This window comes from Sneathiella sp., from assembly GCF_036844445.1.
GTDB lineage: Bacteria > Pseudomonadota > Alphaproteobacteria > Sneathiellales > Sneathiellaceae > Sneathiella.
Genome location: NZ_DAIUFV010000005.1, coordinates 25,818 through 39,857 on the forward strand (window position 1 = coordinate 25,818; position 14,040 = coordinate 39,857).

12 protein-coding genes are annotated in these 14,040 nt (G+C 60.8%); 11 read left to right on the forward strand and 1 reads right to left on the reverse strand.

Features of this window, described 5'->3' with window-relative positions; genetic code table 11:
- The first annotated feature begins 150 nt into the window (after positions 1 to 150).
- The 11 genes from fliF (at position 151) to trhO (ending at position 13,117) form a co-directional block, all read left to right on the forward strand.
- Positions 151 to 1,830 carry a flagellar basal-body MS-ring/collar protein FliF gene (gene fliF / locus V7Z56_RS10940; RefSeq protein ID WP_334129484.1) on the forward strand — a complete coding sequence of 560 codons (1,680 nt, stop codon included), beginning with the start codon at positions 151 to 153 and terminating at the stop codon, positions 1,828 to 1,830.
- A 15-nt stretch (positions 1,831 to 1,845) separates the two neighbouring features.
- Positions 1,846 to 2,859 (forward strand): flagellar motor switch protein FliG, encoded by a 1,014-nt coding sequence (gene fliG, locus V7Z56_RS10945; RefSeq protein ID WP_334129485.1) that lies wholly within the window; start codon positions 1,846 to 1,848, stop codon positions 2,857 to 2,859.
- A gap of 14 nt (positions 2,860 to 2,873) precedes the next feature.
- Positions 2,874 to 3,560: a FliH/SctL family protein gene (locus tag V7Z56_RS10950; protein WP_334129487.1), complete on the forward strand. Its 687-nt coding sequence runs from the start codon at positions 2,874 to 2,876 to the stop codon at positions 3,558 to 3,560.
- Positions 3,561 to 3,665: 105 nt separating this feature from the next.
- Positions 3,666 to 3,962 (forward strand): flagellar motor switch protein FliN, encoded by a 297-nt coding sequence (gene fliN / locus V7Z56_RS10955; protein ID WP_443023800.1) that lies wholly within the window; start codon positions 3,666 to 3,668, stop codon positions 3,960 to 3,962.
- Between the two features lie 7 nt (positions 3,963 to 3,969).
- Positions 3,970 to 4,749, forward strand: a complete 780-nt coding sequence (locus V7Z56_RS10960) for a motility protein A (RefSeq protein ID WP_334129489.1) — start codon at positions 3,970 to 3,972, stop codon at positions 4,747 to 4,749.
- Positions 4,750 to 4,767: 18 nt separating this feature from the next.
- The gene (gene flbD / locus V7Z56_RS10965) at positions 4,768 to 6,147 is read left to right on the forward strand and encodes a sigma-54-dependent transcriptional regulator FlbD (RefSeq protein WP_334129490.1); all 1,380 of its coding nucleotides are present in this window, start codon (positions 4,768 to 4,770) and stop codon (positions 6,145 to 6,147) included.
- Between the two features lie 40 nt (positions 6,148 to 6,187).
- Positions 6,188 to 8,302, forward strand: a complete 2,115-nt coding sequence (flhA, locus tag V7Z56_RS10970) for a flagellar biosynthesis protein FlhA (protein ID WP_334129491.1) — start codon at positions 6,188 to 6,190, stop codon at positions 8,300 to 8,302.
- A gap of 12 nt (positions 8,303 to 8,314) precedes the next feature.
- Positions 8,315 to 9,424: a hypothetical protein gene (locus V7Z56_RS10975; protein WP_334129492.1), complete on the forward strand. Its 1,110-nt coding sequence runs from the start codon at positions 8,315 to 8,317 to the stop codon at positions 9,422 to 9,424.
- Entirely contained in the window at positions 9,421 to 10,227 is an 807-nt protein-coding gene (locus tag V7Z56_RS10980) for a nucleotide-binding protein (protein ID WP_334129493.1), read from the forward strand. Before V7Z56_RS10975 ends, V7Z56_RS10980 begins: the two co-directional genes overlap by 4 nt.
- A 15-nt stretch (positions 10,228 to 10,242) precedes the next feature.
- A complete protein-coding gene (locus V7Z56_RS10985; protein ID WP_334129494.1) occupies positions 10,243 to 12,078 on the forward strand; it encodes a hypothetical protein in 1,836 nt (611 codons plus the stop codon).
- Between the two features lie 133 nt (positions 12,079 to 12,211).
- Entirely contained in the window at positions 12,212 to 13,117 is a 906-nt protein-coding gene (trhO, locus tag V7Z56_RS10990; protein ID WP_334129495.1) for an oxygen-dependent tRNA uridine(34) hydroxylase TrhO, read from the forward strand.
- Between the two features lie 25 nt (positions 13,118 to 13,142).
- On the opposite strand, the gene V7Z56_RS10995 is transcribed toward trhO, so the two are convergent.
- Positions 13,143 to 13,979, reverse strand: a complete 837-nt coding sequence (locus V7Z56_RS10995) for an isocitrate lyase/PEP mutase family protein (RefSeq protein WP_334129496.1) — start codon at positions 13,977 to 13,979, stop codon at positions 13,143 to 13,145.
- Positions 13,980 to 14,040: the final 61 nt, after the last annotated feature.

Below are 14,040 nucleotides of genomic sequence, written 5' to 3' on the forward strand. Positions count from 1 at the left end.
CGGCCTTTTGCGCCGCCTGGACGCTGACTAGGCAAAATTTTCCGCCTGACCGGCAAATTTTGCCTGCCGTTAACCACTTGTTTATCTCCTCTGCGTATTTTTCCTAAGTCACGTCAATTTTAGGCATATTTTAATCGAGTGGGGCGTCTTGTGAACGGATTAAACCAGCTTCTCCAGAGCCTGGGAACAGTCAAAGTTGTCATATTGGGGTCCGTCGCGGTCGGTCTGATCGCGATGATCATGTTGATGGCGAGCCGGATCAGCGCTCCTGATTACGCGCTTCTCTATGGCGGACTGGAACCTGCAGATTCCGCGGCCATCGTCTCCAAGCTCGAAGCCGACAACATTCCCTTCAAGATCTCGCCGAACGGACGCGATATCCTGATCCCCGAGGATCGGGTCGCGCTCATCCGCCTGAAGATGGCCGAGGTCGGGCTGCCTAACGGCGGCTCTGTCGGCTATGAGATCTTCGACAGCTCCGATACCTTCGGCACCACCAGCTTCGTTCAGAATGTCAATTATGTGCGTGCGCTTGAGGGCGAGCTTGCGCGCACCATCAGCGCCATCAACAATGTCGCCGCGGCGCGTGTCCATCTCGTCCTGCCGAAGCGTGAGGTTTTCAGCCGCGACAAGCGCGAGGCGAGCGCCTCCATCGTCCTCAAACTCAACGGCCACGGCCGCCTGAGCGACGATCAGATTGCCGCCATCCAGCATATGACGGCCTCGGCTGTCCCATCGCTCTCGCCCTCGCATATCTCGATCGTCGATGAGCGGGGCAACCTGCTGGCGCGCGGCGATGGCAAGGAAGCACCGGGCACCGGCGTCAGCACCCAGAATGATTTCAAGCGCATCGCCTATGAAAGCCGCCTGAAGGAGCAGATCGAGCAGCTTCTCGAAAAATCGCTCGGCCGCGGCAATGTCCGCGCGGAGGTGAGCGCGGTCATGGACTTCGATCACCGCACCATCCATTCGGAGACCTATGATCCGGACAGCCAGGTCGTCCGCTCCTCCCAGCTTGTTGAGGAAAGCAGCTCGTCAAACGAAGGCATGATGAATGAGCAGGCCGTGACGGTCGCCAACAACCTGCCGGAAGCCGAGGCCGACAACGGCGCAGGAACGGGGTCTGAAAATTCCATGTCGCGGACGGAAGAAACCGTCAACTATGAAATCTCGAAAACCATCACCACCGAAGTGCGCGAAACGGGTCCGGTCCGCCGTCTTACCGTTGCCGTCCTGATCAATGACCGGACCGCGGCGGCTGTGGAAGGTGCCGGAAGCCAGCCCTCGCTTGGCCCGGCGGCGCTCGAAAAGATCGACCGGCTTGTCAAATCCGCGATCGGTTACGATGAAAAACGCGGCGACGTCGTGGAGGTGGTCAATATGCCCTTCGCGATTGTCGCCGATCCCTTCCCCGTCGGCGAAGTAGAAAGCGATACGCTTTTCCTCGGGCTGACAAAAGCCGATTTGTTCAAGATCGGAGAAATGGGCGTCCTCGTCATTGTCGCCATCCTGGCGCTGCTGCTGGTCGTGCGCCCGCTGCTTAACCGGGCGCTTGCGCTCGGCAGCGCTACGCCGGCACTGGCCGGCCCGGCGGGCGCCACTGCTGCCCTTGTCGGCACTGAACATGTCCCAGCCATCGCGCATAGCCAGAACCGGGCGTCCGCGACGCCGCAGAGCGAGACGCTGAATGAAATCGAAAGCCTTATCGATATCGACAAGGTCGATGGCCAGGTCAGGACATCGGCGCTCAACAAGGTTGCCGAAATCGTCGACAAACATCCGGATGAAGCCATCTCCATCCTCCGCAGCTGGCTCTATCACGACGCGTAAGAGGTCACTAGTTTCATGGTTATCAACGACACGAAATATCTGAACGGGACGGACAAGGCCGCCATCATGATGCTCGCGCTCGGCGAGGAGCATACGAAGGATCTGTGGACTCGCCTCGATGAGGAAGAGATCAAGGAGATCTCGCAGGCAATGTCCAATCTCGGCTCGATTTCCTCGAATGTGATGGAAGCCCTGTTCGCCGAATTTGCGAGCCGGATCTCGACGACGGGCAATATCGTCGGCACCTATGAAGCGACCGAGCGGCTGCTGACCAAAGCGCTCAGCAGTGATCGCGTCGAGAGCATCATGGAGGAAATCCGCGGCCCCGCCGGACGGACCATGTGGGACAAGCTTGCCAACGTCAACGAGCAGGTCCTCGCCAACTATTTGAAGAATGAATATCCGCAGACCGTCGCCGTCGTCATGAGCAAGATCAACCCCGGCCACGCCGCAAAAGTCCTTGCAACGCTGCCCGAGGATTTCGCGCTCGAGGTCGTGAACCGCATGTTGCAGATGGAATCGGTGCAGAAAGAGGTTCTCGACAAGATCGAGGATACGCTCCGCAGCGAATTCATGAACAACCTCGCGAAAACCAACAAGCGCGACAGCCACGAGATGATGGCGGAGATTTTCAACAATTTCGACCGCAACACCGAAGGGCGCTTCGTCGCCGCGCTGGAGGAACGCAATCGCGATTCCGCCGAAAAGATCAAGGCGCTGATGTTCACCTTCGAAGATCTCCTTAAACTCGATCCGGCCGGCGTCCAGACGCTGCTACGCAACGTCGACAAGGAGCGGCTCGGCATCTGCCTGAAGGGCGCCTCCGAGAGCCTGCGCGATCTCTTCTTCACCAACATGTCCGAGCGCGCGGCCAAGATCCTGCGCGAGGATATGGAGGCGATGGGCCCGGTCCGGCTTCGCGACGTCGATGAAGCGCAGATGGAAATCGTCAATATCGCCAAGGAACTGGCCGATAACGGCGACATTATCCTCGCCGATGGCGGCGGCGACGACGAGCTGATTTACTGAGGATGCAGGCCGCTATGGTTGTCACCACCAAATTCATGTTTGATACCGAGTTCGGAAGCGAAAGCGCGGCGCGCAAGAAAGCGCCGGAGCCGGTGGTGCATGAAGAGATCATGTTTACCGAAACCGACGTTGCGGCCGCCAAGGCCGAAGCATTCGAGAGCGGCATGCGCCAGGGACAGATGCAGGCCTTGCGGGGGATCGAGGCAACAACGGCGGAAACGGTCAGCGCCATATCCGTTCAGTTCAGCCAGCTGGTCGCGAGCCATGAGGAAAAGGTCAATGCGATCAAGGGCGACGCCGCCCGCCTTGCGTTGGCGCTGGCGTCCCGCCTCGCGCCGCGCCTGATCGACCTTGCGCCGGAGCTAGAAGTGCGCCAACTGATCGAAGAATGCCTTGTCGACCTTCATGACGAGCCGCGTATCGTGGTCCGCGCGAGCGACGAAACCTGCCAGCATCTTGCCCCCAAACTCGACGAGATCGGCAACCGCGCCGGATTTCAGGGCAAGCTGATTTTGCTGCCCGACGATGAGGCCCGCCCCGGCGACTGCCGCATCGAATGGGCCGATGGCGGTACGGAACGCCGGCTCGGCGAGATCGAGGCGCGGCTCGACGAGATGATCAGCCGCTTTGTCCGCTCGCTTACCGGCGGCGCCGAGGCAACCGACACCAACATTCGCCAGTCCGCAACTGGTTCGCTTTAAGGAGTAACGCACGTGGCAGATGAAGAACTCGATCTTGAAGATCTCGGCAAGGCAGAAACGCAGAATGTCGATCTTGCCGCATCCGATGAGACGGCACATTCCGCAATCAGCGATTTCGGTCCCGATGAAGACACCGAAATCGCCCGCACTGCGGCCGATCTCGAAGCCGTTTTCGATATTCCGGTCCATGTCACGGCCGTGCTCGGCAAGTCGCGGATGCGGGTCAGCCAGCTTTTGAAGCTCGGGCGCGGCGCGGTCATCGAACTCGACCGGAAAGTCGGTGAAGCGATTGACATCTATGTCAACAACCGCCTGGTCGCGCGCGGCGAGGTTGTCGTCGTCGAAGACCGGCTTGGCGTCACGATGACGGAAATCATCAAGACCGACCGGCGGCAGGGGTAAGCGTCCGATGGCGAAGAGGATTGATTACGCGACCGTTTTCGGGCTTTTCGGCAGCTTCACGCTGATCACCGGCGCGGTGCTGCTCGGCGGATCGCTTGCGTCCTTCTTTAACCTGCCCTCCGTCCTGCTGGTGCTGGGCGGGACGTTCCTTGTGACGATGATCAGCTTTTCGCTCTCCGAAGTGATGCGCGCGCAGAAAGTTATTTTCGGCACGCTCTTCGCGAAATCCATATCGCCGGACTACGCCGCCTATTCCATGCTGGAACTTGCCGACAAATGCCGCGGCAAGGGCGTCCTGCATCTGCAGAACTATATCCAGACGCTGGATGAAGACAGTTTCCAGCGCAAATCGCTGCAGCTTGTCATAGACGGACTGCCGGCGGATGAAGTGAGCCGCATCCTGCAAAATGACCTGAGCGGCATGATCGCCCGCCACAACTCGACGTCGGGCGTGCTGCGCAAGGCGGCCGAGGTTGCCCCCGCGATGGGCCTGATCGGTACGCTCGTCGGCCTTGTCCAGATGCTCGGTAATCTGAACGATCCGGAATCGATCGGGCCGGCGATGGCGGTTGCCCTGCTTACCACCTTTTACGGCGCCGTTCTCGCCAACATGTTTTTCAATCCGCTGGCGTCGAAGCTCGAGCGCAATTCCGCCGAGGAAGTGCTGCTGAACCGGGTTTTTATGCTCGGCGCCCAATCCATCGGCCGGCAGGAAAACCCGCGCCGTCTTGAAATGTTGCTCAACACCCTGCTGCCGCCGGCAAGCCGCGTGCAGTACTACAGCTAAGTCTTAGGAGAGTATTCGATGAGGTTGCTAATTATTGGTTCTCTGAATGGCCAGATCGGCGCTGCCAGCCAGATCGCGATGTCGCGTGGCGCCAAGGTCAGCCATGTGGATGATATCGAAATGGCGATGGCCTCGTTGCGGGCGGGCAAGGGCGCGGATATGGCGATGATCGACGTCAACCTGCCGATCCGCAATCTCGTCTCCATGCTCTCGAGCGAACGCATCAATCTCCCGGTCATCGCCTGCGGGGTGAATACGGATGCAACCGCCGCCGCCAACGCCATTCGCGCCGGCGCGAAGGAGTTTCTGCCCCTGCCGCCCGACCCCGAGCTTATCGCCGCCGTTCTCGAGGCGGTATCGCAGGAGAATAACAAGCTGGTCTTCGCCGATCCGGCCATGGGCGACGTTGTTGCCCTCGCCGATCAGATCGCCCCCTCCTCCGCCTCCGTGCTGATCAACGGAGAGACGGGCACGGGTAAGGAAGTGATGGCAAGCTACCTGCATCACAAGAGCAACCGCGCGGACAAGCCATTCGTCTGCGTCAACTGCGCGGCAATCCCCGAGAATCTGCTGGAATCAGAGCTATTCGGACATGAGAAGGGCGCCTTCACCGGCGCCATTGCACGCCGTATCGGCAAGTTCGAGGAAGCCAACGGCGGCACCCTGCTGCTCGATGAGATCAGCGAGATGGATATCCAGCTCCAGGCCAAGCTGCTCCGCGCCATTCAGGAAAAGGTCATCGACCGTGTTGGCGGCACCAAGCCGGTGCCCGTCGATATTCGCATTATCGCAACCTCCAACCGCGATCTTGCCGAAGCCGTCGCCGAAAAGACGTTCCGTGAAGACCTGCTGTTCCGCCTCAATGTCGTCACTCTCAAGATCCCGCCCCTTCGCAAGCGGATGAAGGATATCGAGGTTCTCTCGCAGCATTTTGCCAGAAAATATTCCGACGCGAACGGCCTGCCCGAGCGTCTTATTGACGCCGATGCCATGGCCAAGCTGAAAGCGAACCCGTGGAAAGGAAATGTGCGCGAGCTTGAAAATACCATTCACCGCGCCGTTCTGCTCTGTCAGGGCAACGTCATTACCGCCGATGCGATCCTGATGCCGGATGGCAGCGCGACGCCGGATGCACGCGAAATGGCCCCTCACGCGTCGGCGGCGATGCCGTCGGCAACGGTCATGCCGGCGAGCGCGCTTGTCGGACGAAAAGTGGCGGACGTTGAAAAGGATCTCATCCTCAACACGCTCGATCACTGCCTTGGCAACCGGACGCATGCCGCGAACATCCTCGGGATTTCAATCCGCACGCTGCGCAACAAGTTGAAACTTTACTCGGACGACGGGATACATATTCCGGCCGCAGCCGGTGAAAGCCGCTATCAGGCGCGCGCCTGACACCGTCCCCCTCGCGACAGTTTTTGGAAAGACGAAGTAAATGAGTGAATCCCAGTCAGCCGCAGGGAATGTCAATGGCGGAGGAGCGATCCTCGGACGCATCACGCACGCCGTCGGACGGAGCGATATTGGCCTTGCGCTTGGTGTTGTCTGCATCCTCATGGTCCTGATCCTGCCGATGCCGAGCTGGCTGCTCGACTTCAGCCTGGCCATTTCGATCACCTTCTCCGTGGTAATCCTTATGACCTGCCTGTTTATTACGAAGCCGCTCGATTTCAGCTCCTTCCCAACCGTTCTCCTCATTGCGACCATGCTGCGCCTCGCGCTCAACCTTGCCTCGACCCGCCTGATCCTTTCTGAAGGACACACCGGGCCGCAGGCCGCCGGACACGTGATCGAGGCGTTTGGCAATTTCGTCATGGGCGGAAATTTCGTCATCGGCATTATCGTCTTCGCCATTCTCGTCCTCGTCAATTTCGTCGTCATCACCAAGGGTTCGGGCCGTATCGCCGAGGTTGCCGCCCGCTTCTCTCTCGACGCCATGCCCGGCAAGCAGATGGCGATCGACGCCGATCTTTCCGCCGGCATGATCAATGAAGACACCGCCCGCAAGCGCCGCAAGGAGCTCGAGGACGAAAGCAGTTTCTACGGCTCCATGGATGGTGCGTCAAAATTCGTGCGTGGCGATGCCATTGCCGGGCTTCTGATCACCTTCATCAATATTATCGGCGGCATCATCATCGGCGTCGCGCAGGAAGGCCTTTCCTTCGCCGACGCGGCCAACAGCTACACGCTGCTCACGGTCGGTGACGGGCTTGTGAGCCAGGTGCCGGCGCTCATCGTTTCGGTCGCGGCCGGTCTTATCGTGTCGCGCGGCGGTGTGACGGGGACGACCGACAAGGCCCTGATCGGCCAGTTCGGTGGCTATCCGCGCGCCCTTGGCGTAAGCTCGGCCCTCTTGATCGGCCTCTCCCTGCTGCCCGGCGTGCCGATGCTCCCGTTCCTCTTTCTCGCAGTTGGGATCGGCTACTCCGCTTATGTCCTTAACCGCAAGCAGGAAATCAAGGCGAGTGAGGAAGAACAGCTGAAACTCGAAAGCAAGAAGGCGGCGCTGCCAGCGGAAGAGCCAATCTCGACCGTGCTTGCCATCGATGATCTTCGTCTCGAGCTTGGCTATGGCCTGCTGTCGCTCATCAATGACACCGAAGGTTATCGCCTGACCGACCAGATCAAGGCGCTGCGTCGCCAGATCGCCAGCGAGATGGGCTTCGTCATGCCAAGCGTGCGTATCCTTGATAACATGCAGCTTCCGGCCAACAGCTATCTTGTCCGCGTCAAGGAAGTTGAAGCAGGCTCCGGCGATGTCCGCCCGAACAATCTGCTGATCATGGATCCGCAAGGCAAAACCATCGACCTTCCGGGCGAGGAAACCGTTGAGCCGACATTCGGGCTGCCTGCCGTCTGGGTAGATACGGGGCAGCGTGAGGAGGCGTCCTTCCGCGGCTACACCATTGTCGATCCGTCGACGGTCATCACCACCCATCTGACCGAGATTCTGAAAGATCACATGCCCGATCTTCTCTCCTATGCGGAAACGCAGAAGCTGCTGGACGATCTGCCGAGCGTCAATCAGAAGCTGATCGCCGATCTGATCCCGACACAGATTTCGGTGAGCGGCATCCAGCGCGTCCTTCAGAACCTGCTGGCCGAGCGGATCTCGATCCGCGACCTGCCGACAATTCTCGAAGGCATTACGGAAGCGACCGGCTATTCGAAGAATATCAACATCATCACCGAGCATGTCCGGGCCCGCCTCGCGCGACAGATTTCCGCCGCCAACACCGCCGATGACGGCTATATCCCGCTCGTTACCCTGACGCCGGAATGGGAGCAGAATTTTGCCAATGCGATCATCGGCCAAGGCGACGAGCGGCAGCTTTCCATGGCGCCGAGCCAGCTTCAGACATTTATCGCACGGATGCGCGACGTGTTTGACACGCTGGCGCGCCAGGGCCACAGCCCGGTGCTGCTGACCAGCCCGGCGATCCGCCCTTACGTCCGTTCGATCATCGAGCGCTTCCGCCCAATGACGGTTGTGATGTCACAAAATGAAGTGCATCCGAAAGCCCGTCTCCGGACGCTGGCGCAAGTCTAAGGGCGTCAGGCAATGCGGATAAAGACCTATACTGCCCCGTCGATGGAAAAGGCCATCAGCCTGCTGCGCCGGGAGATGGGGCCGGAAGCGATCATCCTCTCCAGCCAGACGCTGGAAAATGGCGATATCCAGCTGACCGCCGCCGTCGAACAGTTGGACGCGCCGCCCGCGCACAATACCGACAGCTGGGCCGCCGACTGGGATAGGGACTGGCGCGCCGAGACGGATGAGACGCCGCCGCCGGCAAGTGCAGCAGTCACCAGAGATGCTACCTCGGCAAAAGCGGCACCCATTGCGCCTGAACGCGCGCAGCCGATCCGGGTCACGCCCAAAATGGAGGTGCTGGTCCAGTCCATGGCCTACCATGGCCTGCCGACACGGCTTGCGGAAATGCTGTGTCGAACCGCGCTTGCCACCCGGACGGATAATCCCGAAATGGCGCTCGCCGCCGCTTTCGACAGCCACTTCACCTATTCGTCGCGGATTTCAGGCCGCAAGGCGCCAATGATGCTGGTCGGCCCGCCCGGCGTCGGCAAGACCGTGACAATCGCCAAATTCGCCGCGGCGGCAAAGCTCGAGGGGCGGGAGTTCCGCATCATCACGACCGACATGAGCCGCGCCGGCGCAATTGAGCAGCTCAAAGCCTACACGGATATTCTCGGCTTTGATCTCGACGTCGCCGAGACCCCCGAAGCGCTGAAAGCGTTGCTGGAGAGCGGCAAGATCGCGCCGGGCGCGGACATCCTGATCGATACCGGCGGCATCAATATTTACGACGCGGGCGAGGTTGCCGCCCTCACGCGCTATATCATCGCCGGTCGCGCGGAGCCGGTTGTCGTTCTTGCTGCCGGAACCGATACGGCAGAGATGAGCGACACAGCCGAAGGCTTTGCCGCGCTTGGCGCACGGCGCATGATCGTGACACGCCTTGATACGACGCGTCGCTACGGCGGCATTTTCACGGCCGCGCAAAGCGCCCGCCTCAGCTTTTCCTACGCCAGCGTCTCGCCCTCGGTCGCGAGCGGCCTGCATAAAATCAATCCGGTTAATCTCGCCCGAATCCTGCTTCGCGATCCGACCCGTCCCGAGGTTGGCAAAGAATTTGACAAGGTAAGACCATGATCCCCACAGAAAGCCCCCTTCGCAATCGACCCGAACTGCATCCTGCGATGCGCCCGGCGGGGAACAACATCATCACCATCGCGTCCGGCAAGGGCGGCGTCGGCAAGACAGTCCTTGCCGCCAGCCTGACCCAGGCGCTCGCTAACGCCGGGAAAAAGGTTCTTCTTTTTGATGGGGACGTCGGGCTCGCCAACGTTGATATCCAGCTTGGCGTCATGCCCGAACTTGACCTCACCACCGTGATCAGCGGCGATCTGCCGCTTCAGGATGTCATTTACCGCTCAGAAGCGGGCTTTGATCTCATCGCCGGACGCTCGGGATCGGGGTCGCTCGGCTCGCTTGATATTTCGCAGCTTCGAAAAATCCGCAACGACATTGCCCTGCTCGGCGCGGACTATGACTATATCGTCCTCGATCTCGGCGCCGGGATTGATGATGCAGTCAAGACCCTCTCGCACGGGCTCGGCCCCAAACTCGTCGTGACGACCGGCGATCCGACCTCTCTCACCGACGCCTATGCCTATATCAAGGTGACGACGCAGATCGCGCCGGATGCCGATCTTCGTATCCTCATCAATATGGCGAAATCCGAGGTTGAGGGGCGCAAAATTTATGACAAGCTCCTCAGCGCCTGCCGCAATTTCCTGCATATCGAGCCACCGCTCGCCGGCATTGTCGAACAGGATGAAAAAGTCTCCCACGCCATCCGGGCGCAGGTCGGGCTCATGACGCGCTTTCCGACAAGCCGCGCCGCCGGCGCTGTCGACGATCTCGCCCGTTACATCATCCGGGGGACCGCATAGCAATGCGGTAGGCACATGAGCGGCATTCGCGCATCATCGGGCATTCCGCCCACCCTCGCAGGAAGCGCCGCCTCACCGGCGAGCGGCCAGGGATCTGTCGCAGCGATGAGCGCCGCCCCCTCGACCGGGCAGGGAAGCGGCCTTCCCGCCAACAGCGGACAGGCGCAACAACCGGAGGCATCGACACGGCAGCTTCAGGCAAATACGCTCGTAAGCGCAGTGGTGATGGCGCGCACCTCAACCGATCATCTGATCGTGCATACCGCCGTCGGGAATTTTCGCATCACGACGCCTCTACCCTTCCCCCTCGGCAGCCAGATCGCCTTCGAAGTGATTGACAATCAGGACGTCATTCTCGCCCGGATCGTGACGCTTAACGGGCGCGATATCTCGCCGCCGCTTGAGGTGCGGCTTCTGCCAACCGTCGACAAAGCCCCTCTCCCGGCGGAAAGCTACAGCCGGATTGGCCAGCTTGCCCCGCCGGCGACGCGTGCGGTTCCGCCGCTGCTTGCCGCGGCCAGTGCCGCAGCGCCCCTTGCATCATTGCCGCGGCAACAGATCCCGCCCGCTCCGCTATCGTCCGCGCCGCAAGGAGCGGCCCCGGCTTCGCCGCCCCCCACATCCGCGTTGTCGGGCGCCGTGCTGTCTGCGGCAACCGCCGCAGCCGCCGCGCAGGAGGCATTCTCGCCCGCTGAGGGTAACCGGATCGCGCCCGGGCTTTCTGCCTATCAACGCACGGCCGGAGCCGCCACAACGAACGTAGCGGATGCCGCCGTCACCGATCGTTCTCAGCTTCCGACCGCCGCGCCGGTGGCTCCGCATAGTCGCCCGCAGCTGGTGACGGCCGAGGTTGTTCGCGCTCCCGCCGCTTTGGCCGGCGCACCCGCCGGGCTTCTGCCCCTGACGGAGGGGGCGAAGCTTAATCTTATTCTCCGTTCGCACACCACGGACGCCGGCCTCACCCCGCGCGACGGTATCTATCAGGGAACGGTCATCGCGATTGCGCGCGCGCCCGAGACAACCGGCGCCGCGCGCATCACCCTCCATGCGCCCATCGGCACCCTCGCTTTCAACAGCCCGCTGCCGCCGTCGATCGGGACGACCATACAATTTGCAATCGCCGAAGAAATTGCCGCCTTTCCGCTTCCCGAGGGCGACGCCCGCATCGCAGGACGGAGAGCGCCGCAAAATTCCCTGATGGCGGACTGGCAGAATCTGCGCGAGGCGCTCAATCACGTCGCCCGCGTCGATCCCGTTATCGCGCAGAGCGTCATCCATCAGATCATCCCGCAGGCAAACGCGCGCCTGCCCAATAGCCTGCTCTTTTTCATGGTCGCGCTCAATTTCGGTGCGGTTGACAAATGGCTCGGCGCAGATTTTACGGCGGCGCTCCGCAGCAGCGGCCGGGGCGCGCTGCTGCAGGCTCTCGATGATGATTTCAAGAGCCTCTCGCGCCTGCAAAGCGACGCGGGCGGGCAGGACTGGAAAAGCCTCAATTTTCCTTTTTTCGATGGCACCAACCTTCGCCAGGTCCGTATGTTCTACCGCCGCCACGGCAGCGCGGAGGAGGATGAGCGGCCCGAAACGACGCGCTTCGTGATCGAACTCAACCTGACGCGCTCCGGCCAGATGCAGCTTGACGGGCTGTTCAAAGCGCGGAGCTTCAATCTCGCCATCCGCAGCCATGCGGAACTTGGCGAGGAGATGCGGCTGCATATCAACGCTTTGTTTAATGAGCATCTCAGTATTTCCGGGCTGAAAGGGCAGCTCACCTTCAGGGCCGGCGCGCCGTTCGCTCTCGATCCGCTGGCCGAATGGGAAGGACAGGGCAGCGAGACGGCGCCGCGCTAAGCCCGCGAGCCGTCAATCTCGTCCCAAACCATACGCCCTTTGCGTCATAGCGGCGCATGTCAACATTCAAACTTGATCGGACCCGGTCGCTACGCCATATTCGCGGCATATTTTCACTTATGGAAAGCAGGACATGTTTGTCGTTGCCGCGCTCTATAAATTCGTAAAACTTCCTGATTATGTGGAACTCCGGGACAGGCTCGACGCCCTTTGCAGGGAACAGGGCATCCAGGGTACGCTTCTGCTCGCCGAGGAGGGGATCAACGGGACGGTCTCCGGCACGCGCGCGGCGATCGACGCGCTGCTCGGTTTTCTGAAGGCCGATCCCCGCTTTGCGGATTTGCAGCACAAAGAGGCGCTGCATGAGACGCAGCCCTTCTATCGCATGAAGGTTCGCCTGAAGAAAGAGATCGTCACCCTCGGCGCGGAAAATCTCGATCCGCGGGAGGTTGTCGGCACCTATGTAAAGCCGAAGGACTGGGACGCGCTGATCAGCGATCCGGACGTGCTGCTGATCGATACGCGGAACGATTACGAGGTTGAGGTCGGCACCTTCCGCGGCGCCATCAATCCGGAGACGAAAACCTTTCGCGAATTCAAGAAATTTGTCGAAGAGAAGCTCGATCCGGTGCGCGATCAGAAAATCGCGATGTTTTGCACCGGCGGCATCCGGTGCGAAAAGTCCACCTCCTATCTTCTCACCAAGGGGTTCAGGAATGTCTATCACCTTGAGGGCGGCATTCTTCAGTATCTCGAAGACATCCCGAAAGAGCAGAGTAGCTGGGAGGGGGAATGCTTCGTCTTCGATCAGCGCGTGACCGTCAATCATGATCTTGAAAAAGGATCCTATGATCAGTGCTATGCCTGCCGGCGCCCGATCACGGAAGAGGACAAGGCCTCACCGCTTTATGAAAAAGGGATTTGCTGTCCGCGCTGTCATGACGAACTGAGTGCGGATCAGAAAAAGCGATTTGCCGATCGCCAGAAACAGATCGAGCTTGCGAAGGCGCGGAACGAAACCCACATCGGCAGCCACTAACCGGCGAGCCGACGCGCTCGCCTGATCAGGGAGCGGTCTTGATCAGCTTCTCAAGCGAGGCGAAGGAGGCTGCGGATGTAAAGGGGGCGAAGGATCCTGTCGCGCGGATTTCCTCCGCCGCACGCACCACCGCCCCGAAGGCAAGACGGGCAAAGGCAGAGCCGACACTGATGCGCCGCACCCCGGCGCGTTCCAGCTCGGCCACCGTCACGCCCGGCAGGCCGATGCCGGCGACGACATTTACGGGCTTTGATACTTCCCGGCAAACGACTTCAATCGCTTCCAGATCGGGCAGCGCCGGCGCATAGAGAACATCCGCGCCGACCGCTTCATAGCCCTGAAGGCGCGCCAGCGTGTCGGCAAAATCAGGCCGCCCGAACAGATAATTCTCCGCGCGCGCCGTCAGCATGAAGGGCCGCCCGAGCGTCGCCACAACCTCCGCGGCGGCGGCAATCCGCTCAATCGCATGCTGGCGCTCGTATATGGGATTGTCCGGATCGCCGGTCGTATCTTCGATCGTGCAGCCTGCAAGGCCGATTTCCGCCGCCCGCCGCACCGTCTCCGCCACATCTTCCGGTGAATGACCATAGCCGTTTTCAAGATCGGCGCTGACGGGCAGAGAGGTTGCTGCAATGATCCCGGCTGCATGCTCCAGCGCCTCGTCTCGGCTGATCTCCCCGATCGCGGTCCCCTTGCCCGACGAGAAAGCGAAGCCCGCGCTTGTTGTCGCCAGCGCCTCGAAGCCGAGCGCCGCCAGCATCTTCGCCGAGCCAACGTCCCACGGGTTCGGCAGAACAAACGCCTGCGGCCGCTCATGGAGTTCCTTGAAAATATCCGCCCGCGCCCGCGTCTGCCCGGTCATCTCTCACCCCCCGCGCAAAATGTTCATGGTTTGTTCATTTTGCACCATTTGGTTGTGTGCG